Genomic DNA, 25,094 nt, shown 5'->3' on the forward strand with positions numbered 1-25,094 from the left:
TACAGTGTTTTACCGCATCAGAACCAGCGCAGCTGCGTGCGCAGGCTGACCACGCGGCCCACAATGATCAGCGCCGGACTGGCAAACTGCTGTGCCAGCGTTGCCAGCTCCTGCAGCGTGGCGCAGGCGACGCGCTGCTGCGGCGTGGTGCCGTGCTGCACGATAGCCACCGGCATCGCTGCGTCCATCCCGTGCCGTAACAGCTGCTGCTGAATGTCGGCCGCCTGGCTGAGGCCCATATAAAACACCAGCGTCTGCTGCTCCGCCGCCAGTTTGCCCCACTCCATTTCGCCGTGCTGCTGCAGATGGCCGGTGACAAAGCGCACGCTCTGGGCATGGTCGCGGTGGGTGAGGGGAATACCGCTGTAGGCGGCACAGCCGGAGGCGGCGGTGATGCCCGGCACCACGCTGAACGGGATGTTATGCTGCGCCAGCACCTCCAGCTCTTCGCCGCCGCGGCCAAAAATAAAGGGATCGCCGCCTTTGAGGCGCACCACACGCTTGCCGCGCTGCGCCTGCTCCAGCAGCAGCTGGTTGATTTGTTCCTGCGGCACGCAGTGATGGCCCGCCTGTTTACCCACGAAGAGGCGTTCGGCATCGCGCCGCACCAGATTAAGAATCGGCTCCGATACCAGCCGGTCATACACCACCACATCAGCCTGCTGGATAGCCTGCAACCCTTTCAGCGTCAGCAGACCGGCATCACCCGGCCCGGCACCCACCAGCACGACTTCGCCCTGCTGCGTCAGCGGCGCCGCAAACAAGGCATCGACCTGTGCGGCCGCGCGTGCCCGATCGCCGTTGGCCAGCGTTTGGGCCAGCCGATCGCTGGTAAAGAAGCGCTCCCAGAAGGCGCGGCGTGGCGCCATGGCGCTAAAATGCTGCTTCACGCGCTCGCGCAGTGAGCCCGCCAGCGCAGCCAGTTCGCCGAGATGCTGGGGCAGCATCGCCTCCAGCTTCTCGCGCAGCAGACGCGCCAGCACCGGCGCGCGACCACCGGAAGAGACGGCGATCATCAGCGGCGAGCGGTCGACGATCGACGGCATAATGGCGCTGGCCTGCTGCGGCGCATCCACCAGGTTACAGAAGAGGCGGCGCTGTTCGGCGGCGTCAGCCACCTGCTGATTGACGGCATCATCGCTGGTGGCCGCAATCGCCAGCCAGCATTCATTCAGCCAGTCATCGGTGAATGCGCCGTGCAGTAACGTCACTTTTCCCTGTTGAGCCCACAGCTGAAACGCCGGGGAAAAATCCCGCGCGCCGACGTACAGCTCTGCGCCGGCCTCCAGCAGCAAACGCGCTTTACGTTCAGCCACATCGCCTGCGCCAACCAGTAAACAACGCTTGCCTTGCAGCCGACAAAACAGCGGAAAGTAATCCATAGCGAATCCTGAAAAAAAGCCCGCACGGTGCGGGCTGTGGAAGGGATTATACCGATTTCAGCGGCGAAGCCTGGGCTTGCGTCTGCGGGCGCTGCGCCTGCGGCGTGGCATACCAGTAGCCCAGGCCCATCAGCACCATGCCGGAGAACATATTGCCGAGCGTCACCCACAGCAGGTTGTGGCCGATGCCGCTCAGCGTCAGGTCGGCGCTGTGCTGACCAAACCACGACAGCGCAAATACCGTCATGTTGGCGATGGAGTGCTCGTAACCGGAGGCGATAAACGCCAGCAGGCACCACCAGATAGCGATGAACTTCGCGGCACCTTCGCTGCGCACCGCCATCCAGATCGCCAGACACACCAGCCAGTTGCACAGCGCGCCTTTAAAGAACAGCGCCATCGCCGTCTGCGTGGTTTTTGCCAGCGCTACGCTGTGGATCAGCGAGCCGGCGTTCGGCAGCAGCGCACCAGCGGCGTAGTAGTAGAGCAGGGCGACAAACACTGAGCCGATCAGGTTACCCAGCCAGGTTTGCGGCAGCACGCACCACATCTGGCCGTGGCTGATGGTGCCGGCTTTGACGCCCACGGTGAGGAACATGGTATGACCGGTAAACAGCTCGGAACCGGCGATGATCACCAGCGTCAGGGCAATACCGAAGGTGGCGCCCATCAGCAGTGGACGATATGCCGGGTCCGCCAGGTTACCGAGGGTGAAGATCAGGATGATCGCCAGGCCAACGTAAGCGCCGGCCATCGCCGATCCGATCCAGAAGGCCAGCGGGCTGTGCTGCGCGGTGCGTACAATGCGCGCCGCATTGGCGGCGCAGGTGTTCAGGGTGTCAGAAAACATAGTGACGTCTCATAAAGTGTAGGAATTCTGTCAGGCGCAGACTTCGACCTGGCCGTTGCTGACGCGCACCGCATAGCTCGCCACCGAGCGGCTTTCATCTTCCAGACAAACGCCATCGCTCAGGCGAAAACGCTGTTTTTTCAGCGGGCTGGCGACCCACAGCGTGTGCTGGTGTTCGGCGATCAGGCCGCGCGATAACACGCTGGCCTCAGCAAACGGGTCGATGTTGCTCAGGGCGTACAGCTGCGCATCGTCGCGCGGGCGAAAGATGGCGATCTGCTGGCCGTTAACCAGCGCGCACACGCCGGTAGCGGGCAGGATTTGTGTGAGTTCACATACGGTGTACCACTGGCTCATGCGTCAGCCTCCTCGATCAGGGTAATCGCGATGCGCTCCGCCGGACGCGCCGGGCGATGCTGCTCGCGTTCACTGACGTGCTGCACCAGCGGGTCGCGCTGCGGGCTGTTAATAAACGTGGCGAAGTGCGCCTGCTGCTGCGGGTCGTTAACCGTGGCGGTCCATTCACAGCGGACGTCAGCGCGCAGACGCGTCAGCTCCTGCTCCAGCTGCGCGTTAAGGCCGAGCCGGTCGTCGATAATCACGCTGCGCAGATAGTCGATGCCGCCGTCCATGCTCTCCAGCCACAGCGAAGTGCGCTGCAGGCGGTCGCCGGTGCGGATGTAAAACATCATGAAGCGGTCGAGATACTGCAGCAGCGTGTCGCGGTCGAGGTCAGCCGCCAGCAGATCGGCGTGGCGCGGTTTCATGCCGCCGTTGCCGCACACGTACAGGTTCCAGCCTTTTTCGGTGGCGATGACGCCGACATCTTTGCCCTGCGCTTCGGCGCATTCACGGGTACAGCCAGAGACGCCAAACTTCATCTTGTGCGGCGTGCGGATGCCTTTGTAGCGATTTTCCAGCTCAATGCCGAAGCCGAGGCTGTCGCCAACGCCATAGCGGCACCAGCTGCTGCCGACGCAGGTTTTCGCCATGCGCAGCGCTTTGGCATAAGCCTGTCCGGTTTCAAAGCCGGCGGCAATCAGCTGTGACCAGATCGCCGGCAGGTCGTCGCGCTGCGCCCCGAACAGGCCGATGCGCTGTGAGCCGGTGATTTTGGTGTAAAGATTGTATTGCCGCGCCACTTCGCCCAGCGTCATCAGCCCCTGCGGCGTGATTTCACCGCCGGCGGTGCGCGGAATCACCGAGTAGGTGCCATCTTTCTGGATGTTGCCGAGATAGAGATCGTTGCTGTCTTGCAGCGGCGTATGCTGCGGCTTGAGGATGTATTCGTTCCAGCAGGAGGCCAGCAGCAATCCGACGGTCGGTTTACACACTTCACAGCCGTAACCCTGGCCATACTTCGCCAGCAGCGCGTCAAACGACTTGATCTCCTCCACGCGGATCAGGTGATACAGCTCCTGGCGCGAATAGGCGAAATGCTCGCACAGGTGATGATTGACTTCGATGCCCTGACGGCTCAGCTCAGCGTTCAGCACTTGCGTAATCAACGGGATACAGCCGCCGCAGCCGGTACCGGCGCGGGTTTCGGCTTTCAGCGCCGCCACGGTGTGGCAACCCGCCTGCACCGCGTTAACGATATCGCCTTTGCTGACGTCAAAGCAGGAGCAGATCTGCGCGCTGTCCGGCAGCGAATCGACGCCCAGCGCCGGTTTTTCGCCGCTGCCCGCCGGCAGAATCAGCAGCGCCGGGTTTTCCGGTAAGGCGATGTGATTGAGCGCCAGCTGCAGCAGATTGCCGTAGTCGCTGGTGTCGCCCACCAGCACCGCGCCGAGCAGAGTTTTGTTGTCTTCGCTGACGATCAGGCGCTTATACACGTGCTGCTGTTCATCGAGCCAGATGTAACTGCGCGCGCCCGGCGTGCGGCCATGTGCATCGCCAATGCCGCCGACATCCACGCCCAGCAGCTTGAGTTTGGCGCTCATATCGGCTCCGGCAAAGACGCTGTCACGCCCGACCAGCGCATCGCTGGCGACCTGCGCCATTTTGTAGCCCGGCGCCACCAGACCGTAAATCCGATCCTGCCAGGCGGCGCATTCCCCAATCGCGTAGATCGCCGCATCGCTGGTCTGGCAGCGATCGTTGATGGCAACGCCACCGCGCTGGCCGAGCGCCAGGCCGCACTGTTGCGCCAGCTTATCCTGCGGGCGAATGCCGGTGGAGAACACGATAAAGTCGACGTCGAGCGCGCTGCCATCGGCGAACGCCAGCGTTTTACCGCCTTTAGCGTGATGCACAATCTGCCGGGTATTTTTGCCGGTATGGACCTGCACGCCCATCTGTTCGATCTTACGCCGCAGCTGTTCGCCGCCCTGTGTATCCAGCTGTTCCGCCATCAGCACCGGCGCATATTCAATCACGTGCGTTTCAATGCCGAGATTTTTCAGCGCGCCCGCCGCTTCCAGTCCGAGCAGACCGCCGCCAATCACCGCACCGCGTTTGCTGCGGCGCGCGCAGGCTTCAATGGCGTTGAGATCTTCGATAGTGCGATAGACAAAGCAGTCGCTGCCCTCCGCGCCGGCGATCGGCGGGATCCACGGATAAGAACCGGTGGCCAGAATCAGCGTGTCGTAATGCACCGCACGACCGGTGTTGGAGTGAATCAGCTTTTCCTCACGGTTGAGGGTAATGGCGCGCTCGCCGAGCAGCAGATTGACCTGATGCTTTTCGTAGTAGCCTTCGCGCACCAGTGAGAGTTCTTCGGCGGTGTGGTGGGAAAAATAGGCGGAGAGATGGACGCGGTCATAGGCGACGCGGGGCTCTTCACAGAAAACGGTTATCGCGAACTGCTCAGGGGCGGCTTTGTCGATCAGTTCTTCGATAAAGCGGTGGCCAACCATGCCGTTGCCAATAATAACGACACTGTGCTTGCTCATGCTTGCCTCAAAATTTGCGGGATCTGCGCCTACCTTAGCGCGCTGTTTCTGGCGCTTATTGACGTACATCAACTGCGGCTTTATATACCCATTTAGAGGTATGTTGCTGATTTTACGCGTTTTTATCTAAGTCTTTTATTTGGTTGAAAATTACCCAATGGCGGCAGAAAAGTTGCCAGCGGCGCGGCCGTTTTTCGTGCTAGCTTAAGATGTTGCGTTTTCAGCGGAGAAGGATATGACCCAGCAAGCGTTTAAGTGGATAAACAACCTGCGCCTGGCAGGCCAACCGGGTTTATGGCAGATCGAAATTCGCCACGGCAACATCAGCGCCATTATTCCGCAGCCGCCGCACGCGGCCGCCCAGCCGGATGCGCTGGATGCCGCCGGTGGCCTGGCGAGCGCGCCGTTTATCGAGCCGCATATTCATCTCGACACCACGCAAACCGCTGGCGAACCGGCGTGGAATCAGTCCGGCACGCTGTTTGAAGGCATTGAGCGCTGGGCTGAACGCAAGGCACTGCTCAGCCATGAGGATGTGAAGCAGCGCGCGCGGCAGACGCTGAAGTGGCAAATTGCCAACGGCATTCAGCACGTGCGTACCCACGTGGATGTGTCCGATCCCACGCTGACCGCCTTAACCGCGATGCTGGAGGTGAAAGCGGAGATGGCGCCGTGGATCGATATCCAGATCGTGGCCTTTCCGCAGGAGGGCATTCTCTCTTATCCCAACGGCGAAGCGCTGCTGGAAGAGGCGCTGCGCCTCGGTGCTGACGTGGTGGGCGCGATCCCGCATTATGAATTTACCCGCGAATATGGCGTCGAATCGCTGCACAAGGCGTTTGCGCTGGCGCAGCGCTATGACCGGCTGGTGGACGTGCACTGTGACGAGATTGATGATGAGCAGTCACGCTTTGTCGAAACCGTGGCGGCGCTGGCGCACCGCGAGGGCATGGGCGCGCGCGTCACCGCCAGCCACACCACGGCGATGCATTCGTACAATAACGCCTATACCTCGCGGCTGTTCCGCCTGCTGAAGCTGTCGCAGATTAACTTTGTCGCCAATCCGCTGGTGAATATTCATCTGCAGGGACGCTTTGACAGCTACCCGAAACGGCGCGGCGTGACGCGGGTGAAAGAGCTGCTGGAGGCGGGTATCAACGTCTGCTTCGGCCATGATGATGTGTTCGATCCCTGGTATCCGCTCGGCACCGCCAGCATGCTGCAGGTGCTGCACATGGGGCTGCACGTCTGTCAGTTGATGGGCTATGAGCAGATCGACAGCGGTCTGCAACTCATCACGCACAACAGTGCCAAAACCATGCAGCTGGCGGATTATGGCGTGCAGGTGGGCAACGCGGCCAGCCTGATTATTTTGCCTGCTGATAACGGGTTCGATGCGCTGCGCCGTCAGGTGCCGGTGCGCTATTCGCTGCGTAAGGGCGTGCTGGTGGCGGCCACACAGCCGGCAAGCAGTGAAATTTATCTCGGCGCTACCGAAGCGGTGACGTTCCGGCGTTAAGGGAGCGGGAAGGGGAATAGCGGCGCGAGGCTTCGCGCCGCTCGGGGATCAGGCGGTCTGGTGAGCGTGCTGGCGATGTTTGGTGACAAAGCCGAGCAGCACACACATCACGAACACCACCGCGTACAGCGCGTTCGCGGTGGACAGCGCCGCGTGGGCACCGCCTTTCGCCACGATCGGGCCGGTGACCACGAAGGTCAGCATGGTGCCGACGGTGCCGCAGGTGAGGATGAAGTTCACCAGCTTCGGCGATGACGCTTTGGTCTGCAGCGAGCCCAGCGTGATGATGGTGGTGTAAATGGCGCTGGAGAAGAAGCCAAGCGACATAATGATCCAGTGCAGCATGCTGGCATCGGTGGTTTTCACGAACCAGAACATCAGGCCGGTGGCCAGCAGCGCCAGCACCACCAGAATGCGTTGCAGGTCGAAGAAGCGCAGCAGGAAGCTGAACGCCCACATGCCGACCATATAGGCGGTCCAGAAGTTACCGACCAGCTGACCGGCGGCGGCGATATCCATGCCCATTGATTTGGTGGCGTATTCCGGCACCCAGGAGATGAAGCCGAGCTGGCCGAGGATGTAGCACAGTGCCGCGATCGACAGGAACAGCACGCCGATGCCCCACTTCTCTTTTTCGCCGCCCTGCACCGCGGCTTCGCTCTTCAGTACCGGGAACTCGACCATCAGCGTCAGGATGAAGATCGCCACGTAGATCACGCCAATGCAGGCGTAAACCCAGTACCACGGCAGCGCGCGCGCCAGCAGAATGCCCGCGATAATCGGGAAGATGGTGCCCGCCATGCTAAAGAACGAGTCGGTAAATAGCAGACGGGAACCGCGCTGGCGACCATCGTACAGATGGGTAATCAGGAAGGTGCCGATCGACATGGTGATACCGCTGACCACGCCGAGCACGAACATGCACAGCGAGAACACCGTGAGGTTATGGCTGGTCATCAGCCCGGCCACGGCGAGGATCATCAGCACAAAGCCAAAGATCAGCTGGCGCTTGAGTGGCACAATCACCATCAGCCAGGCGTTCAGGAACACCGCCGCCAGAATACCAGCGTTAAGGAAAGTGAAGGTGTTGCTCATCTCGGAGATGGGCAGCTGGAAATACTGGGCAATATTATCCAGCACCATACCGGTAACGATCACCAGTGCGCCGGTGAGCGCATAGGAGAAAAAGCTGATCCAGGTAAGGCCAATACGATTACGGTTTGTCATGTTCTGAACCTGTGATGCGCCGACGTGGCAAAAAGTGTCATGAATTGTAAATGGATCTGTGATCGTAATAAACAAGCAGTGAAACGTGCGAGAAATATTTCATTAATAGTGTGATTTTCGTCACGCAAATGATTGCGCGATGGGAAAAGTATGACGATAGCAACATCAGCGTAAATATAGGTAAAACGCTGGCTCTTGTATTACATGCTCTTTACAATCAATCTCGTTTTTGAGCTTGCTCTCCAAGGTAAGGAATCTTTCATGCTTAAACGTACTTTGACAGCGGCGGTTGCCCTGTTAGCGCTCTCTTCTGTATCTGCTTCGGCTCTGGCGGCGAAAGGGGATACGCACGTGCTGCTCACCACCTCTGCGGGCAATATCGAACTTGAACTGGATAATCAGAAAGCCCCGGTTTCAGTAAAAAACTTTGTGGATTACGTGAATAACGGCTTCTACAACAACACCATTTTCCATCGTGTGATCCCGGGTTTCATGATTCAGGGCGGCGGCTTCACGGCGGATATGCAGCAGAAGCAGACCAACGCGCCGATCAAAAACGAAGCGGATAACGGCCTGCGCAACCTGCGTGGCACCATTTCCATGGCGCGTACCGCTGAGAAAGACAGTGCGACCAGCCAGTTCTTCCTGAACGTGGCGGACAACGCTTTTCTTGACCATGGCCAGCGCGACTTCGGCTATGCGGTGTTTGGTAAAGTGGTGAAAGGCATGGATGTGATCGACAAGATCGCCCAGGTGCCGACCAAAGATGTCGGGCCATACCAGAATGTGCCGTCAAAACCGATTGTTATCACTTCCGCGAAAGTCCTGCCGTAATCCCTCTGCGCGCCACCTCTGGGTGGCGCCGTCTGCCGCGCTCCGGCAAAGCTGAAATTTGCTCTTATACTTAGGGCACATCCTGCTTGCCGGAGGCGCTATGAGCAGCAAACTCACCGAAAAACAGAAAATCACGTTGTGGCAGCAAACCCGTGCGGCCAATTATCAGGCCAGCTGCAAACTGGCCGGTTACACGCTGAATGAACCTGCCGTCGAGAGCGCCCAGGCGGATGATCGTCTGGCATCGCTGAGGAGGCAATATGGCGGATAACAGCCTGGCGGTGCGCGATCCCTATTTGTGGCACAACGATGACGTGCTGAAAAACCTGCTGGAAATTCACGACGTGGCGCAATTGCGTAAAGCCGAGCTGGCATTCAGCGCGGCGCGGCTGGCCACGCTGGCGCTCGGACCGGCCACGCCTGGCCTGCCGCACCTGCGTCATATTCACCGCACGCTGTTTCAGGATATCTACAGCTGGGCCGGTGAACTGCGTACCATCGACATCTGGCGCGACGACACGCCCTATTGCCACTGTGAGTACATCGAGAACGAGGGCAATGCGCTGATGAGCGCACTGGAGGAGGAAGAGGGACTGTGCGACCTCGACCCGCAGACCTTCGTGGCACGCATCGCGCATTACTACTGTGAAATCTACGTCCTGCATCCGTTCCGTGCCGGTAACGGGCGGGCACAGCGCATCTTTTTCGAACAGCTGGCGCTGCACGCGGGCTATCTGCTGAACTGGGATACGCTGGAGCCTGAAAGCTGGCACCAGGCCATCGTCGCCGGCGTCGGCGGCGATCTCGCGCCGCTCAATGCGCAGTTTGCGAAAGTGGTGAGGCCGGCCTCACCGCTAAAGTAATATTTCCAGCCCGTGCTTTTGCACGATGTGGAGCAATTTGAGTGAAATGCCGCCCGGGCGTTTTACTCCGCTCTCCCATTTCTGCACCGTGGAAACGCTGGTGTTGAGGTAGCGGGCAAAAACGGGCTGACTCACGTTAAGGTTTTCGCGCAGCGCTTTGATATCTCCGGCCTCCAGCGCTTTAACCTCTTCCAGACAGCATTGGTCAAAATCCCGCATGCTCTGTTTATTCAGGGCTCCGGCTTCAAACAGGCCTGTTGCTGCACTGTGAATTGCCTCCAGGGCTGGGCTTTTTATTTTTTGCATGTGTATTGTCATCACAGCTCCGTTAGATCTAGCACCTGGTGCGAGAGTAATCAGATTCTTTTTTGACAGCTAGCGGGGATTGAGGTCGAAGGTGGTAACATTGCTTTTTTGCGACCTTTCTTGCTTGTCGCCCACCGACAGCACCCACTCAATTCATCTGTAATGTATGCTGCTGCTAATTGATAACTACGACTCCTTTACCTGGAATATCTACCAGTACTTCTGTGAACTGGGCGCGCAGGTGCGCGTGGTGCGCAACGATGCGATGACGCTGGAAGAGATGACGGCGCTGCCGCTGAGTCATCTGGTGATCTCGCCGGGCCCCTGCACGCCGGATCAGTCCGGCATTTCGCTCGAAGCCATTCGCCACTTTGCCGGACGGTTGCCGGTTCTCGGGGTATGCCTGGGCCATCAGGCCATCGCCCAGGCCTACGGTGCGCAGGTGGTGCGCGCGCGCAAGGTGATGCATGGCAAAACCTCTGCGGTGCAGCACACCGGCCAGGGCGTGTTCCGCAACCTGAATAATCCGCTAACCGTCACGCGCTATCACTCGCTGATTGTGGCGCGCGACACGCTGCCGCCTGAGTTTGAAGTCACCGCCTGGAGCCTGCGCGACGGCGTTGCCGATGAGATCATGGGCTTCCGCCATCGTACGCTGCCGCTCGAGGGCGTGCAGTTCCATCCGGAGAGCATTCTCAGCGAGCAGGGGCATCAGCTGCTGGCGAATTTCCTCAATACGTAACTTCCGTTTGCCATTGCATGATTTTTTATGCATATTTTGTGATTATAATTTCACATCAGCTCAACAAATAACCCGATGAGGTCATCAATGGCAGCGGAAAATCTAGCGGTAAGCCGGGAAACGTTCGATAACGTTATTTTGCCTGTTTATGCACCTGCGCAGTTTGTGCCGGTCAAAGGCAAAGGCAGCCGCGTATGGGATCAGCAGGGCAAAGAGTATATCGACTTCTCCGGTGGTATCGCGGTCACTGCGCTTGGCCATTGTCATCCGGCGCTGGTGGAAACGCTGAAAAGCCAGGGCGAAACCCTGTGGCACACCAGTAACGTGTTCACCAATGAGCCGGCGCTGCGCCTCGCCAGTAAACTGATCGCGGCGACCTTCGCCGAGCGGGTATTCTTCGGTAACTCCGGTGCCGAAGCGAACGAAGCGGCGTTCAAACTGGCGCGCTACTACGCCTGCAAAAAGCACAGCCCGTTCAAAAGCAAAATTATCGCTTTCCACAACGCCTTCCACGGCCGCACGCTGTTCACCGTCTCGGTGGGCGGTCAGCCAAAATACTCCGATGGCTTTGGCCCGAAGCCGGCGGATATCGTCCATGTGCCGTTTAACGATCTGGCCGCGGTGAAGGCGGTAATTGACGACCACACCTGCGCGATTGTGGTGGAGCCGATTCAGGGGGAAGGCGGCGTGATGCCGGCAACGCCGGAATTCATGCAGGGATTGCGTGCGCTGTGCGATCAGCACAACGCGCTGCTGGTGCTGGATGAAGTGCAGAGCGGCATGGGCCGCAGCGGTAAGCTGTTTGCTTACGAACACTATGGTATCAAGCCAGATATCATCACCACCGCTAAAGCGCTGGGCGGCGGTTTCCCGGTGAGCGCGATGCTGACCACTCATGAAATCGCCTCGGTGATGGCGCCGGGCGTGCACGGCACCACCTACGGCGGCAACCCGCTGGCCTGTGCGATTGCCGAAACCGCGCTGGATATCATCAATACGCCCGAGGTACTGAATGGTGTCGACGCGCGTCGTGAGCAGTTTGTCTCGGCGCTGCAGAAGATCAATCAGCAGTTCGATATCTTCAGTGAAATTCGGGGCAAAGGGCTGCTGCTGGGTGCCGTACTCAACGCGCAGCACGCCAGCAAAGCGCGCGATATCCTCAACGCTTCCGCCGCTGAAGGTCTGATGGTACTGACCGCCGGCAGCGATGTGATTCGCTTTGTGCCGTCGCTGGTGATTGAGCCAACCGATATCGCAGAAGGCATGGCGCGCTTCGCCCGGGCGATCGCGAAAGTCCTGAACTAACCTTTCGGCTTCAGCACGCTGAGCCAGCGGCCGTGATGCGGGCGCTGGCTCCACGCCAGTGAAGAAATGGTGTGCATCACATTGAGGTGCTGCAGAATGCGCTTCACATGCTGTTCGACAATCGTCACCGGCCCCTCATTCAGATTCTCCGGCGCTTCCAGAATATTGCTGTCGTTGCCCGGCCCGTCGTAAGCCAGCCGCTGCTGACAGCGCTGCAGCGCGATTTCACAGGACTGCAAATAGCGCTCCGCCAGCTTTGGCGTCAGCATGGTGTGCTCGCGCGCCAGAATGGTCATGGCGTTGATGTGCTCGACGATAAACTGGCTGTGAGTCACCCACAGGCGCATATCTTTCAGATACTGGAAGTTAAAGCCCGGCTCGGTGGACGCCTGGTTGAGCGAGTTAAACAGCGCGTTGTGCGCCTGGTTAACCTTGACGCGCTGATACGCCAGCTTCTCCGGCGCCTGCTCCGGACCGAGCAGCAGGCGCAGCGCCTCCTGATACGCTTCCAGCGCGTCGTGCGCGTTATTGCGCAGCAGCCCGCTCTGCCATTGCGGCCATAGCCAGATCATGCCGGCGAAGGCAATCAGGCAGCCCATCAGCGTATCCATCATGCGCGGCAGCAGAAACTGCGCGCCGTTCAGCGACAGCAGCTGCAGCGAATACACCGCCGTTACGGTAAAGCCAATCATCGACCAGCCATAATATTTACGCGTGATCAGATAGCTGGCGAGCGTGATGACCAGCATGGTCAGCAGGGCAATCGACTCCGGAACAGCAAAGCGCAGCGACGCCGCGGCGATCAGCAAGCCGGCGAAGGTGCCGAGCGCGCGGTGCTGAATGCGCACGCGCGTGGCGCTGTAGCCGTTCTGGCTGACAAACATGATGGTCATCAGAATCCAGTAGGGCTTGGGAATATTGAAGAACAGCGCCAGCGCGCTGCCGAACATCAGCATCACGGCGAAGCGCGCCGCCGTCCGCAGCGCGGCAGATTTTAGCGACAGGTAGCTGCGCAGCGCCGGCAACAGCGGCAGGCGGCGCTGGCGATCGGCCATCAGGTCGCGGGTATACAGCGGCTTCTGCGTGCGCAGCACGCGCGCAATGCGGCTGAAATGGTAGAGGCAGAAATTACCGACCGGATTATCCGGGTGCTGCCGGGCAATTTTCTCCAGCGCGCCGAGCGGCTTCTCCATGTGGAAGCGTTCCGGCAGCTGGTGATAGAGAATGGCATCGGCCAGCACGCGCAGCCGTGCCGAAATGATTTTCGCGTTCCAGCGGATCACCGCCTCGGCGTGGCTCTGCTCCACCAGCTTTTGCACCTCTTCCGGCTGGTGCAGGCTGACCGAGATGTGCTCCTGCAGATCGAGCGCAACCTGAAAGGCGCGCGTCAGGCGTTTATGACTGTTATCACGGCTGGCGGACAGCATATGCATTTGCTGGTAGCAGGTGGTGATCAGATCGACCGCTTTCTGCTGGCGCGCCAGTAGCGGCGGCAGCGCTTTTTCCGGATCGGTCAGCTGCGTCAGCAGGGTGTATTTGGCGTCGCAGTAATCGGCCAGCTCGCGGTACAGCAGGCTAAGGGTCTCGCGCATCGGCTGCTCTTTCCACAGCCAGAACCAGAACCAGTTAAACAGCCCGTACCACAGCGTCCCGCCGATATACAGCAGCGGCGGGACCCACATAGGCATACGGCCGACGAGGCTTAAGGTAAAGATGGCGGCGATCAGCGTGCCGGGCAGCAAACGGCCATGCAGCGGGCTGATTTCACCGGTCACGCCCACCAGCAGCGGTAACACCAGCAGAATCAGCGGCAGCGGCACAGCGTAAGCCGTGAGGTACTGAATCAGAAAACTGCCGCTGGCGAACAGTGCGCCGCCGACAATCAGCCGTTTGAAGAACCGCTTGTGTGGCGTATCCAGACCGGCGATGTTGCAGCAGGCCGGCACCAGGGAGAACAGCAGCCCTTTTTGCAGATCGCCAAACAGCCAGCCGAGCGCCACAGGCAGGCACAGCACCAGCGTTTGCCGCAGCGCATAGTTAACTTCCGGATGATAGATGATTCGACGCCACATCAGCTCATCGTAAACAGAAACGGCGCGATGTTGCCATCACGCCGTGGGTGAGAAGAAATCAGCGGGTGCCGTAAACGACGATGGTTTTGCCGTGTGCGGAGATCAGGTTCTGATCTTCCAGCATTTTCAGGATACGACCCACGGTTTCGCGTGAGCAGCCCACGATCTGACCAATCTCCTGACGGGTGATTTTAATCTGCATACCGTCCGGGTGGGTCATGGCATCAGGCTGTTTCGCCAGGTTGAGCAGCGTTTGCGCGATACGGCCGGTCACATCGAGGAAGGCAAGGTTGCCGACTTTTTCAGATGTTACCTGCAGGCGACGCGCCATCTGCGCCGACAGGCGCATTAAAATATCCGGATTGACCTGAATCAGCTGACGGAATTTTTTGTAGGAAATTTCAGCCACTTCGCAGGCGGTTTTCGCACGTACCCAGGCGCTACGCTCCTGGCCCTCTTCAAACAGGCCGAGCTCACCGATGAAATCCCCCTGATTGAGGTAGGAGAGAATCATCTCTTTGCCTTCTTCATCTTTAATCAGTACCGCGACGGAACCTTTCACGATGTAGTACAGCGTTTCCGCTTTCTCACCCTGATGGATGAGGGTGCTTTTGGATGGATATTTGTGAATATGGCAATGGGACAGGAACCATTCGAGTGTAGGGTCTGTTTGCGGTTTGCCGAGAACCATTCGCTATTATCCTCTGTTGTAATCGTGCCCAAAATACAGGGGGCAGTTTTCCCTGTCAGGCGGTGAAATCGTCCAGCGTTTCCCGTGAGGGACAGTTATTCGGGGGTGGATTCGTAAGCGATGCTTTTGATTCGTCCCGCTTTCGTCTTTCGTGACGAAAATATTTTCAGCACTGTTTGTAGCATAGCTTTTGCAACCTGTCTCCTGTTGTCTCGCTTCAGCAGGTGGGGGATGCGTCTGCATTGCTGTTTGTCAGGTGAAAGCGTACTCTGGCGGCAAAACCGCCGCTTCAGGAGAAAGAATAATGCAGGCACGAGTGAAATGGGTGGAAGGGCTGACCTTTCTCGGAGAATCCTCATCCGGTCATCAGGTATTAATGGACGGCAATTCCGGTGATAAAGCGCCCAGCCCGATGGAGATGGTGTTGATGGCTGCGGGCGGCTGCAGCGCGATTGACGTGGTGTCGATTCTGCAAAAGGGGCGCAACGATGTCGCCGATTGTGAAGTCAAACTGACCTCAGAACGCCGCGAAGAAGCGCCACGCATTTTTACGCATATCAATCTGCATTTTATTGTCAGCGGCAAAGCGCTGAGCGATAAAGCGGTGGCGCGCGCGGTGGATCTGTCCGCGGAGAAGTACTGCTCGGTCGCGATCATGCTGGGCAAGGGCGTCGAGATAACGCACAGCTACGAAGTCGTCGAACTGTAATCCAGCCGGGAGCGCGGCCCTGCGCTCCCGATCTCATTACCTCCCGGCGAAACTGGCGCGTTAGCCTGCGCTATTCAATGCGTTTTCCTTCAATCAACCGCTGCACCAGCGGCGTCATGATTAACTCCATCGCCAGTCCCATCTTGCCGCCCGGCACCACCAGCGTATTCATGTGGGAAATAAACGAGCCCTGGATCATCGCCAGTAAATAAGGAAAAGCGATGCCCTCCAGGCCGCGAAAATGGATCACCACAAAGCTCTCATCCAGCGACGGGATCTCACGCGCGGCAAACGGGTTCGAGGTATCCACGGTCGGCACGCGCTGGAAGTTGAGGTGCGTGCGGGAAAACTGCGGCGTGATGTAGTTGATGTAGTCTTCCATCGAACGCACCACCGAATCCATCACCGCTTCGCGCGAATGGCCGCGCTCGCTGGTGTCGCGCACCAGTTTCTGAATCCACTCCAGATTAACAATCGGTACCACGCCAACCAGCAGATCGACATGTTCCGCCACGTTATGCTGCTGCGTCACCACGCCGCCGTGCAGGCCTTCATAGAACAGCACATCGGTGTTTTCCGGCAGCGGCTGCCACGGTGTAAACGTGCCTGGCACCTGATTCCACGGCACCGCTTCATCGTAGGTGTGCAGATATTTGCGCGACTGGCCGAGTCCGCTCTGACCATAGTCGCGGAAAGTCTGCTCCAGTAGGCCGAAGTCGTTGGCTTCCGGGCCAAAGTAGCTGATGTGACGCCCGAGGTCGCGCGCCTTACGAATCGCCATGTCCATTTCCGGACGGGTATAGCGATGGAAACTGTCGCCTTCTACTTCCGCCGCGTGCAGATCCAGCTGCTGGAAAATTTTACGGAAGGCGAGACTGGTGGTGGTGGTTCCGGCGCCGCTGGAACCGGTAACGGCTATGACTGGATGCCTGGCTGACATAACAGCGCTCCCTGTGAAGTCCGGCGATGAGCATTGTTACCACGAATTGCCGCCTGACGCATTAGCCGCGAAATTCACGCCGCGGCATAATATTGACCGATTCATGCAATTCTGACCACACCAGTACCACCTCGCCCTGCTTGAGCTGGCGGCGCACGTCGGCCACTTTCTGCGTCAGGCTGCGCTCCTGCTCGCCATAATCGGTGCCTTCACGCAGCACAAAACTTTCTATCAGGTTTTCCAGCGTTGTCGGGTCGAGTTCTTGCCAGGGAATAATCACAATTACATATCCAGATAAGTTGAGAGCCAGTCCGGCACGCGCTGCTCCAGCCACATTTTGGGTCGCAGCAGGCTGCCGCTCACGAAGCCGACGTGACCGCCTTGCTGCGTCAGCTGATACTCAATTGTGGCAGACAACTGCTGCGGCTGCGGGATCACCGCATCGGTCATAAAGGGATCATCTTTAGCATGGATGATCAGCAGCGGCTTGCGCACGCCGGTCAGCAATGGCATGGCGCTGGCGCGCTGATAATAGTCGCGCGCATCAATAAAACCGTGGGCGCGGGCGGTAATCGCATCATCAAACTCACGCAGCCGGCGGAAGGCGCGCAGCTGCGTCAGATCGACCGGCAGCGTGCCCGGCCAGGCGCGCAGTTTGCGCGTGGCGTTTTTCTTCAGCTGGGTCAGCAGGTAGTGCTGATAAAAGCGTGAAAAGCCCACGTCCAGCTTCTGGCTGCACGGCTCCAGCGCCAGCGGCGCGGAGATGGCGACCGCGGCATCCAGCGGGGCCGACGTGCCCTGCAGCCCCAGCAGACAGGCCAGCATATTGCCGCCGAGCGAAACGCCGACCGCCGCCGTTGGCACCGTGCCCCATTCGCGCTGCAGCCAGTGCAGAAAATAGGTCGCATCTTCAGTTTCACCGGAGTGATAGATGCGCTGCAGACGGTTAGGCTCGCCGCTGCAGCCGCGGAAGTGCATGATCACCGCCAGCCAGCCGCGCGCCTGACACGCCTGCATCAGCCCATGGGCATACGGGCTGCGGAAACTGCCTTCCAGCCCGTGGAACAGCACCATGCGCGGCTTGTGACGTGCCTGTGCCGGATCTTCGCTCCACGCCAGATCGACGAAGTCGCCGTCCGGCAGATCGAGGCGCTGCCAGTGCGGGCGCAGCGTGACGCGCCGGCGCAGCAGGCGCGGCAGCAGCGTTTGCAGATGCGCATTGCCGAAGCCGCGCAGCGGGGTAAAGCGCTCGCCGCTCGGGCGATCAAAATAGCCTGGGATAGTACTTGTCTGATGCATAACTCGCTGATAGCTTCGATGGGTTGTTCGCTTTTCTGGGTGAGGAGCACCCGAATATACATGGAACTGAGTCTTTTTTTATCAATGCTGGGCTTTCTCTGGGTCGCGGCCATCACGCCAGGGCCCAATAATATGTTACTTACCGCCTCAGGTGCTAATTTTGGCTTCCTGCGCACCTTTCCACTGCTGATTGGTATCATGATTGGCATGCAGGTGATGTTGCTGATGGTGGCGTTTGGCATCGGCAGCCTGATTCTGCTCTATCCCTCACTGCATCTGGTACTGAAAGTGGCCGGTAGCCTCTACCTGCTGTGGCTGGCGTGGAAAATTGCCACCGCCGAATATGAAACGCTGGAAACCGACGATGCCAGCGTGAAGCAGATGCCTTTCTGGCAGGGCGGGTTACTGCAACTGATCAACCCGAAAGCCTGGCTGATGGCGCTGGGTGCGGTCGCCAGCTTTAGCCTTGCCGGCAGCGCCTATCTGCATTCCGTGGTGGCGATCAGCCTCGGTATGGCGCTGGTGAACGTGGTTTCCGGCGTGATCTGGATGGGTTTCGGCTCGCTGATTGGCCGGCTACTGCGCAGCCCGCGCGCGTGGAAAATCTTCAACCTCGCCATGGGTGCGCTGACCGCAGCCTGCGTGCTGTTGATCTGGCACTGAGTCAGCTGGAGGCGCGCTCAATACGCGTCCATGGCAGCACTTCATGCACCACTGCCGCCTGGCGCTGACGGATGCGCGCCAGCAGCAGCTGCACGCTGCGGGCACCCATCTGGTTCATCGGCTGGGCAATGGTGGTCAGCGGCGGGTTGATGCTGCTGGTGAACGGAATGCCGTCAAAACCCACTACCGCCAGATCCTCTGGCACGCGCAGTCCGGCCTCCAGAGCAGCGTGAATCACGCCAACCGCCAGCACGTCTGATACCGCAAACACCGCATCCGGCCGCTCTGGCTGTGTTAGCAGTTCGCGCAGCGCCGCGCTGCCCGCTTCGCAGGAGATGTCGCTGGCGTAAGCGACGCCGTGCCAGTCAAGCCCCAGCTGCGTGATGGCGTCGCGATAGCCGCTTTCGCGCTGGTGCGAATAGAGATAGCGCATATCACAGTTGACCAGCGCAATGCGCTGACGCCCTTTGCCGGCCAGATAATGCACCGTGTCATAGGCCGCCTGACGGTTATCGATGGTGACGCTGGAGGCGTTCACCGAGGGATCGTACTCCGCACACTGCACCCACGGCGCATCACCAATCAACTCTTTCAGTCCCTGCAGGCAGGCCGCGGCGTCCATGGTGATCACCCCATCCACCACTTTGCCGGCCAGCAGTGCCAGATAGGCGGTTTCGCGCCGCAGCTGTGACGCGGAATTACATAACAGGATGTGATAGCCGTGCGCTTCGGCCTCCGCCTCGATGCCCTGCACCACCCGTGAACAGAACGGATTGGTGATATCGGAAATCAGCACCAGCAACATGTTGCTTTGCGCGGTACGCAGCTGGCGCGCCAGCAGGTTGGGCTGGTATTCGCACACATTAATGGCGGCCAGCACCCGTTTACGCGTATCTGGCCGGACGCCAGGATGCTGGTTCAACACCCGTGAAACCGTGGCTTTCGACACGCCCGCGAGGCGCGCAACTTTCTCAATCGACATGGAGGCCAGTACCGCTGTAAAAGGGGGAAAAAATCAAGACGAGATCAATACCACAGTCGGCATGTGAGCGCCTGACATATTTGTTCCGAACCAGCGGTTTTGTATTTGCACTTTTTGCATAGCGTTAACCGATGTTGATCTAAGAACCGATTTTTATTAGGGATAATTTTTAATTCCTTTATGAAATCATTGCTGCTGGCGACACTGCCGTCACGACTCAACATTGGGGTGCATGATGATGGCAGTAACCAAAACAATAAGCGCGGTAGCAGCCGCGTTAGCGCTGATGACCTTTCAGGCGCAGGCGGTCAATGTGACCGTGGCTTATCAGACGTCGGCGGAACCGGCCAAAGTGGCGCAGGCTGACAATACCTTTGCCAAAGAGAGCGGTGCCACGGTTGACTGGCGCAAATTCGACAGCGGCGCCAGCGTCCTGCGTGCGTTAGCCTCGGGCGATGTGCAAATTGGCAACATCGGTTCCAGCCCGCTGGCGGTGGCCGCCACGCAACAGCTGCCGATTGAAGCTTTCCTGCTGGCTTCACAGCTGGGCAATTCTGAAGCGCTGGTGGTGAAAAAAGGCATCAGCTCGCCTAAAGATTTGATCGGCAAACGCATTGCCGTTCCCTTCATCTCCACCACCCATTACAGCCTGCTGGCCGCGCTGAAACACTGGGGCATCAAACCCACCCAGGTGCAACTGGTCAATCTGCAGCCGCCGGCGATCATTGCTGCCTGGCAGCGCGGTGATATCGACGGCGCTTACGTCTGGGCACCCGCCGTCAATGAACTGGAGAAAGACGGCAAGGTGCTGACCGACTCGTCGCAGGTCGGGCAATGGGGCTCACCGACGCTCGACGTCTGGGTGGTGCGCAAGGATTTTGCCCGGCAGCATCCTGAAGTGGTCACCGCTTTCGCCCGTAGCGCGATTGCCGCGCAGCAGGCCTATATCGCCAACCCGGAACAGTGGCTGCAGCAGCCGGATAACCTCAGCAAGCTGTCGCGCCTGAGCGGCGTGCCGGAAAGTGACGTCCCCGGACTGGTGAAAGGCAATACCTACCTGACGGCGCAGCAGCAGGTGGAACAGCTGGGCAAACCAGTCAACAAGGCGATTGTCGATACCGCACAGTTTCTGAAAGAGCAGGGCAAAGTGCCGGATGCCGCCAGTGACTACAGCAGCTTTGTCACCACGCGCTTTGTTGCCCCCTTAGCCAAATAACGGAGGCCTTATGCTCAGCATCACCCATCTCAACGCACGTTACACCGGGCAACCGGCGCTGCAGGATATCAATCTGCAGCTGGCCAGCCGCGAATTGCTGGTGGTGCTGGGGCCGTCCGGCTGTGGCAAAACCACGCTGCTGAACTTGATCGCCGGCTTTCTGCCGCTGGAGTCCGGCAGTATCACGCTGGATGGCAAGCCGGTACGCGGACCGGGCGCAGAGCGCGGCGTGGTCTTTCAGAACGAAGGGCTACTGCCGTGGCGTAACGTCATCGATAACGTGGCGTTTGGCCTGCAGCTGGCGGGCATGGCAAAAGCTGAACGGCACGCTATCGCCCGCCGTCTGATCCGTAAGGTCGGGCTGGAGGGCGCAGAAAAGCGTTTTATCTGGCAGCTCTCTGGGGGTCAGCGTCAGCGCGTGGGGATTGCCCGTGCGCTGGCCGCTGATCCGCAGCTGCTGCTGTTAGATGAGCCGTTCGGTGCGCTGGATGCCTTCACGCGCGAGCAGATGCAGACGCTGCTGCTGACGTTATGGCGCGATACCGGCAAGCAGATTCTGCTGATCACCCATGACATCGAAGAAGCCGTCTTTCTCGCCAGCGAACTGGTGCTGCTGTCGCCGGGGCCGGGTCGCGTAGTGGAGCGGCTGAAGCTCGACTTTGGTCAGCGCTTCGCCGCGGGCGAGCCGTGCCGCAGCATCAAATCCGATCCGGCATTTATCGAACGACGTGAGTATGTCCTGAACCAGGTGTTCGCGCAGCGGGAGGCGTTTGTATGAGTGCCGTTATTGATGACAAGCGCCGGACGTCCCGCGTTCGTCGCCTGCGCTGGCCCTTTTCCCGCCAGCTGTCGCTGAGCCTGCTGAGCGTGGCCGTGCTGCTGCTGCTGTGGTGGGGGGTGACCGCGCTGGGGCTGATTGCGCCCTTGTTTCTGCCGCCGCCGCAGCAGGTGCTGCATAAGCTGCTGGTTATTGCCGGTCCGCAGGGCTTTATGGATGCCACGCTATGGCAGCACCTTGGTGCCAGCCTGACGCGCATGCTGGTGGCGCTGTTCTTTGCCGCGCTGATCGGCATTCCGGTGGGCATTGCCATGGGGCTTAGCCCGGCGGTACGCGGGCTGCTCGATCCGCTGATTGAACTCTATCGACCGGTACCGCCGCTGGCCTATTTACCGCTGATGGTGATTTGGTTTGGCATTGGCGAAACTTCAAAGATTTTACTGATTTATCTGGCAATTTTCGCGCCGGTGACTTTATCCACTCTGGCCGGCGTGAAGAATACGCAGCAGGTGCGGATCCGTGCCGCTCAGGCGCTGGGGGCGACGCGCGGGCAGCTGCTGCGTTTTGTCATTCTGCCCGGAGCGTTGCCGGAGATTCTCACCGGACTGCGCATTGGTCTTGGCGTGGGCTGGTCCACGCTGGTGGCGGCCGAACTGATTGCCGCGACGCGCGGGCTGGGCTTTATGGTGCAGTCGGCCGGCGAGTTTCTCGCCACTGATGTGGTGCTGGCGGGCATCGCGGTGATCGCCCTGATTGCCTTTAGTTTAGAACTGGGTTTACGTGCGCTACAGCGCCGACTGACGCCCTGGAATGGAGAACAGCAATGAACGAACGAGTGAATTTTACCGCGCTGGGTCCGTATATCGGGGCGCAGGTCAGCGATGTCGATCTCAGCCGTCCGCTGAGTGACGCGCAGTTTGAGCAGCTTTACCACGGTCTGCTGCGTCATCAGGTGCTGTTTCTGCGCGTTCAGCGTATTACGCCGGAGCAGCAGCGCGCGCTGGCGATCCGCTTCGGCGATCTGCACATTCATCCGGTTTATCCGCATGCCGAAGGCGTGGAAGAGATTATCGTGCTGGATACGCATCAGGATAATCCGCCGGACAACGATAACTGGCATACCGACGTCACCTTTATTCAGACGCCGCCGGCGATCGCCATTCTGGCCTCAAAGCTGCTGCCGGAGAGCGGTGGCGATACGCTGTGGACCAGCGGGATTGCCGCTTACGAGGCGCTGTCAGAGCCGTTCAAACAGCTGCTGAGTGGCCTGCAGGCGGAGCACGACTTTAAGAAATCGTTCCAGGAGTATAAGTACCGTAAGACGGAAGAGGAGCATCAGCGCTGGCAGCAGGCCGTGGCGAAGCATCCGCCGGTGCAGCATCCGGTGATCCGCACCCATCCGGTGAGCGGACGCAAGGCGCTGTTTGTTAATGAAGGTTTTACCACCAGGCTGCTGGGCGTAAGCGAGAAGGAGAGTGAGGCGCTGCTGGGCTATCTGTTTGCGCACGCCACCAAACCGGAGTTTCAGGTGCGCTGGCGCTGGCAGCCGAACGACGTGGCAATCTGGGATAACCGCGTGACGCAGCATTATGCCAACGCGGATTATTATCCGGCGCGGCGCGTGATGCATCGCGCGACGGTGTTAGGGGATGTGCCGGTGTGATTTCGGAGCGTTGATTGCCCTCACCCCAACCCTCTCCCGCCAGCGGGAGAGGGGGCCGACCGTGCGTAGCAGGTAAGGCGGATTAAGGTTTGTTCCCTCTCCAGTGGGAGGAGGCTGTTCCAGCGCGGGAGTAAGGTTTATTCCCTCTCCCTGTGGGAGAGGGTCAGGGTGAGGGCATCATCGCGCACCCTCTATGACATCATCGCGCACCTTTACCCCGCGAGCATCTGCTCCAGCTGCTCCTGCGCCTCCAGCCACGCCATTTCGACTTCTTCCAGCGCCGATTTGCTCTCCGCCTGGCGCTGCAGGGCGGCGGTTAAATCGGCCTTACGGTTTTGCTCGTAAATGGCGCTGTCGGCCAGCTGTGCTTCGGCTTCGCTGAGCTGCGTCTGCCATTTGGCCATCTGCTTCTCCAGCTTTTCGATCTCTTTGCGCAGCGGCTGCGTCTGCGCGCGCAGCTCGGCGTCGCGGCGCTTCTGATCTTTGCGGGACTGCGCGCTGTTGGCGTTGTCCTGCTTCGGCGCGGCATCCTGCTGCGTTTCCTGCTTCTGCAGGTCGCTCAGCCACTGCTGATAATCGTCCAGATCGCCCTCGAACACATCCACTTTGCGGTCGTGCACCAGGTAAAGATCGTCGGTGGTTGAACGCAGAAGATGACGATCGTGCGACACCACCACCAGTGCGCCTTCAAAGTCGATCAGCGCTTCGGTCAGCGCCTGGCGCATATCCAAATCGAGGTGGTTGGTTGGTTCGTCGAGCAGCAGCAGATTCGGCCGCTGCCAGACGATCAGCGCCAGCACCAGCCGCGCTTTCTCGCCGCCGGAGAAACGCTCGGTGGCTTCGCTGACTTTATCGCCCTGAAAACCAAAGCCGCCCAGGTAGTCACGCAGCTGCTGCTCCAGCGTTTTCGGGGCGATGCGCGCCAGATGCTGCAGCGGCGACTCATCGGCGCGCAGATACTCAAGCTGATGCTGCGCGAAGTAACCCAGCTTGATCCCTTTCGCCAGACCCACCTTGCCCGCCAGCGGCTCCAGCTCGCCCGCCAGCAGTTTGATCAGCGTGGATTTACCGGCACCGTTACGCCCCAGCAGGCCGATGCGCGAACCCGGCACCAGGTTGAGTTTGATGGCATCCAGAATCACCCGCTCACCGTAACCCGCCGAAACCTGCTCCATTTTCAGGATCGGGTTAGGCAGGCTTTCTGGCGCGCGGAAGCTGAAGCTGAACGGGTTATCGACGTGCGCCGGGGCAATCAGCTCCATGCGCTCCAGCATCTTGATGCGGCTCTGCGCCTGTTTGGCTTTGGTGGCCTGCGCGCGGAAGCGATCGATGTACTTTTGCAGGTGGGTGACTTTTTCCTGCTGACTCTGGTACAGCGCCTGTTGCTGCGCCAGTTTGGCTACGCGCTGACGCTCGAACGAGCTGTAGTTGCCGGTGTATTCGAACATCGTCTGCTGTTCGATATGGATGATTTTGTCCACCACCGGGTCGAGGAAGTCGCGGTCGTGCGAGATCAGGATCAGCGTGCCGGTATAGCTCTTCAGCCAGCGCTCCAGCCAGATCACTGCGTCGAGATCAAGGTGGTTGGTCGGTTCATCGAGCAGCAGCAGGTCGGAACGGCATACCAGCGCCTGAGCAAGGTTGAGACGCATACGCCAGCCGCCGGAGAAATCGCTCACCGGCCGCATTAATTGTTCCTGGCTGAAGCCCAATCCGTGCAGCAGACTGGCGGCGCGTGCGTGTATGCTCCACGCCTGGATAGCGTCCAGCTTGCCGTGCAGCAGCGCAATGGCGTTGCCATCGTCGCGCGCATTGGCTGCCGCTAATTCGGATTCGAGCTGACGATATTCGCGGTCGCCGTCGATAACATATTCCAGCGCGGCTTTACTCAGCGCCGGGGTTTCCTGATTCACCCACGCCAGCGCCCAGTTGCCGGGAAAGGTGACGTTGCCGGCATCGCTGCTGATTTCACCCTTCAGCAGTGACAGCAGCGTGGATTTACCGCAGCCGTTTTTACCCACCAGGCCGACTTTTTGCCCCGGGTTAATGGTGGCCGTTGCGTTATCCAGCAGCACATTAGTGCCGCGACGGATTTGTAATGCGGAAAAGACAATCATAGGCGCCGTATCGTCAGAATATGTTAATTTATCGGCAACATA

General features: G+C 59.4%; 25 protein-coding genes. 12 read left to right on the forward strand and 13 right to left on the reverse strand.

The annotated features are described in order from the left end of the window. Positions 1 to 17: 17 nt before the first annotated feature. The 4 genes from cysG to nirB are packed head-to-tail and all read right to left on the reverse strand — an operon-like array spanning position 18 to position 5,126. On the reverse strand, positions 18 to 1,382 hold the full coding sequence (gene cysG / locus K7H94_RS01245) for a siroheme synthase CysG (protein WP_222951539.1): 1,365 nt from the start codon (positions 1,380 to 1,382) through the stop codon (positions 18 to 20). A gap of 46 nt (positions 1,383 to 1,428) precedes the next feature. After that, positions 1,429 to 2,232, reverse strand: a complete 804-nt coding sequence (nirC, locus tag K7H94_RS01250; RefSeq protein ID WP_058780172.1) for a nitrite transporter NirC — start codon at positions 2,230 to 2,232, stop codon at positions 1,429 to 1,431. 30 nt (positions 2,233 to 2,262) lie between these two features. Then, a complete protein-coding gene (gene nirD / locus K7H94_RS01255; RefSeq protein WP_021507431.1) occupies positions 2,263 to 2,589 on the reverse strand; it encodes a nitrite reductase small subunit NirD in 327 nt (108 codons plus the stop codon). After that, positions 2,586 to 5,126, reverse strand: a complete 2,541-nt coding sequence (gene nirB, locus K7H94_RS01260) for a nitrite reductase large subunit NirB (RefSeq protein ID WP_222951540.1) — start codon at positions 5,124 to 5,126, stop codon at positions 2,586 to 2,588. The genes nirD and nirB overlap by 4 nt, the downstream gene beginning before the upstream one ends. A 235-nt stretch (positions 5,127 to 5,361) precedes the next feature. On the opposite strand from nirB, the gene K7H94_RS01265 reads away from it, so the two are divergent. Beyond that, complete coding sequence (locus K7H94_RS01265) at positions 5,362 to 6,645, forward strand: cytosine deaminase (protein ID WP_058759296.1); 1,284 nt, start codon at positions 5,362 to 5,364, stop codon at positions 6,643 to 6,645. Between the two features lie 48 nt (positions 6,646 to 6,693). Here K7H94_RS01265 and tsgA read toward each other — a convergent pair whose 3' ends face one another. Beyond that, positions 6,694 to 7,872: an MFS transporter TsgA gene (gene tsgA / locus K7H94_RS01270; RefSeq protein WP_021507434.1), complete on the reverse strand. Its 1,179-nt coding sequence runs from the start codon at positions 7,870 to 7,872 to the stop codon at positions 6,694 to 6,696. 261 nt (positions 7,873 to 8,133) lie between these two features. Here tsgA and ppiA point away from each other — a divergent pair, with 261 nt between their 5' ends. The 3 genes from ppiA (at position 8,134) to K7H94_RS01285 (ending at position 9,569) form a co-directional block, all read left to right on the forward strand. Continuing rightward, a complete protein-coding gene (ppiA, locus tag K7H94_RS01275; protein WP_021507435.1) occupies positions 8,134 to 8,706 on the forward strand; it encodes a peptidylprolyl isomerase A in 573 nt (190 codons plus the stop codon). Between the two features lie 100 nt (positions 8,707 to 8,806). Further along, complete coding sequence (locus K7H94_RS01280) at positions 8,807 to 8,977, forward strand: YhfG family protein (RefSeq protein WP_021507436.1); 171 nt, start codon at positions 8,807 to 8,809, stop codon at positions 8,975 to 8,977. Next, positions 8,967 to 9,569 (forward strand): putative adenosine monophosphate-protein transferase Fic, encoded by a 603-nt coding sequence (locus tag K7H94_RS01285; RefSeq protein ID WP_222951541.1) that lies wholly within the window; start codon positions 8,967 to 8,969, stop codon positions 9,567 to 9,569. The genes K7H94_RS01280 and K7H94_RS01285 overlap by 11 nt, the downstream gene beginning before the upstream one ends. Here the strand turns inward: K7H94_RS01285 and K7H94_RS01290 are convergent. Continuing rightward, positions 9,561 to 9,887: a helix-turn-helix domain-containing protein gene (locus K7H94_RS01290; protein ID WP_222951542.1), complete on the reverse strand. Its 327-nt coding sequence runs from the start codon at positions 9,885 to 9,887 to the stop codon at positions 9,561 to 9,563. The two genes, K7H94_RS01285 and K7H94_RS01290, sit on opposite strands and share 9 nt — an antisense overlap. A 154-nt stretch (positions 9,888 to 10,041) precedes the next feature. Between K7H94_RS01290 and K7H94_RS01295 the strand changes: the two genes are divergently transcribed. After that, positions 10,042 to 10,617, forward strand: a complete 576-nt coding sequence (locus K7H94_RS01295; RefSeq protein WP_222951543.1) for an aminodeoxychorismate synthase component II — start codon at positions 10,042 to 10,044, stop codon at positions 10,615 to 10,617. A gap of 87 nt (positions 10,618 to 10,704) precedes the next feature. Further along, a complete protein-coding gene (gene argD, locus K7H94_RS01300; RefSeq protein WP_058759292.1) occupies positions 10,705 to 11,922 on the forward strand; it encodes a bifunctional acetylornithine/succinyldiaminopimelate transaminase in 1,218 nt (405 codons plus the stop codon). Here argD and K7H94_RS01305 read toward each other — a convergent pair. Together K7H94_RS01305 and crp are read right to left on the reverse strand one after the other, a co-directional pair. Beyond that, positions 11,919 to 13,994, reverse strand: a complete 2,076-nt coding sequence (locus K7H94_RS01305; RefSeq protein ID WP_021507439.1) for a YccS/YhfK family putative transporter — start codon at positions 13,992 to 13,994, stop codon at positions 11,919 to 11,921. The genes argD and K7H94_RS01305 overlap by 4 nt on opposite strands. Before the next feature lie 58 nt (positions 13,995 to 14,052). Continuing rightward, on the reverse strand, positions 14,053 to 14,685 hold the full coding sequence (crp, locus tag K7H94_RS01310) for a cAMP-activated global transcriptional regulator CRP (RefSeq protein ID WP_000242755.1): 633 nt from the start codon (positions 14,683 to 14,685) through the stop codon (positions 14,053 to 14,055). 304 nt (positions 14,686 to 14,989) lie between these two features. Here crp and K7H94_RS01315 point away from each other — a divergent pair, with 304 nt between their 5' ends. Then, positions 14,990 to 15,394, forward strand: coding sequence for an OsmC family protein (locus K7H94_RS01315; protein WP_021507440.1), 405 nt, complete (start codon positions 14,990 to 14,992; stop codon positions 15,392 to 15,394). A gap of 70 nt (positions 15,395 to 15,464) precedes the next feature. On the opposite strand, the gene K7H94_RS01320 is transcribed toward K7H94_RS01315, so the two are convergent. The 3 genes from K7H94_RS01320 to K7H94_RS01330 form a co-directional block, all read right to left on the reverse strand. After that, complete coding sequence (locus K7H94_RS01320; RefSeq protein WP_021507441.1) at positions 15,465 to 16,334, reverse strand: phosphoribulokinase; 870 nt, start codon at positions 16,332 to 16,334, stop codon at positions 15,465 to 15,467. A gap of 61 nt (positions 16,335 to 16,395) precedes the next feature. Next, entirely contained in the window at positions 16,396 to 16,614 is a 219-nt protein-coding gene (locus tag K7H94_RS01325) for a YheU family protein (protein WP_152390382.1), read from the reverse strand. A 2-nt stretch (positions 16,615 to 16,616) separates the two neighbouring features. Beyond that, a complete protein-coding gene (locus tag K7H94_RS01330; protein WP_222951544.1) occupies positions 16,617 to 17,633 on the reverse strand; it encodes a hydrolase in 1,017 nt (338 codons plus the stop codon). 60 nt (positions 17,634 to 17,693) lie between these two features. Here K7H94_RS01330 and K7H94_RS01335 point away from each other — a divergent pair, with 60 nt between their 5' ends. Beyond that, positions 17,694 to 18,296, forward strand: a complete 603-nt coding sequence (locus tag K7H94_RS01335; RefSeq protein WP_088517941.1) for a LysE family translocator — start codon at positions 17,694 to 17,696, stop codon at positions 18,294 to 18,296. Between the two features lies 1 nt (position 18,297). Here K7H94_RS01335 and K7H94_RS01340 read toward each other — a convergent pair whose 3' ends face one another. Then, positions 18,298 to 19,278 carry a LacI family DNA-binding transcriptional regulator gene (locus K7H94_RS01340; RefSeq protein WP_021507445.1) on the reverse strand — a complete coding sequence of 327 codons (981 nt, stop codon included), beginning with the start codon at positions 19,276 to 19,278 and terminating at the stop codon, positions 18,298 to 18,300. Between the two features lie 235 nt (positions 19,279 to 19,513). Between K7H94_RS01340 and tauA the strand changes: the two genes are divergently transcribed. From tauA to tauD, 4 genes are read left to right on the forward strand one after another with little or no spacing between them, the layout of a single operon-like run. Then, complete coding sequence (tauA, locus tag K7H94_RS01345; protein WP_040679688.1) at positions 19,514 to 20,494, forward strand: taurine ABC transporter substrate-binding protein; 981 nt, start codon at positions 19,514 to 19,516, stop codon at positions 20,492 to 20,494. Positions 20,495 to 20,504: 10 nt separating this feature from the next. Then, on the forward strand, positions 20,505 to 21,272 hold the full coding sequence (tauB, locus tag K7H94_RS01350) for a taurine ABC transporter ATP-binding subunit (RefSeq protein ID WP_222951545.1): 768 nt from the start codon (positions 20,505 to 20,507) through the stop codon (positions 21,270 to 21,272). Continuing rightward, positions 21,269 to 22,099: a taurine ABC transporter permease TauC gene (gene tauC / locus K7H94_RS01355; RefSeq protein ID WP_021507448.1), complete on the forward strand. Its 831-nt coding sequence runs from the start codon at positions 21,269 to 21,271 to the stop codon at positions 22,097 to 22,099. The genes tauB and tauC overlap by 4 nt, the downstream gene beginning before the upstream one ends. After that, a complete protein-coding gene (tauD, locus tag K7H94_RS01360; RefSeq protein WP_222951546.1) occupies positions 22,096 to 22,935 on the forward strand; it encodes a taurine dioxygenase in 840 nt (279 codons plus the stop codon). The genes tauC and tauD overlap by 4 nt, the downstream gene beginning before the upstream one ends. A gap of 212 nt (positions 22,936 to 23,147) precedes the next feature. Here the strand turns inward: tauD and K7H94_RS01365 are convergent, their stop codons facing one another. After that, positions 23,148 to 25,052, reverse strand: a complete 1,905-nt coding sequence (locus tag K7H94_RS01365; protein ID WP_021507450.1) for an ABC transporter ATP-binding protein — start codon at positions 25,050 to 25,052, stop codon at positions 23,148 to 23,150. Positions 25,053 to 25,094 lie beyond the last annotated feature (42 nt).

Origin of the sequence: Pantoea dispersa (assembly GCF_019890955.1) — a bacterium.
Lineage (GTDB): Bacteria > Pseudomonadota > Gammaproteobacteria > Enterobacterales > Enterobacteriaceae > Pantoea > Pantoea dispersa.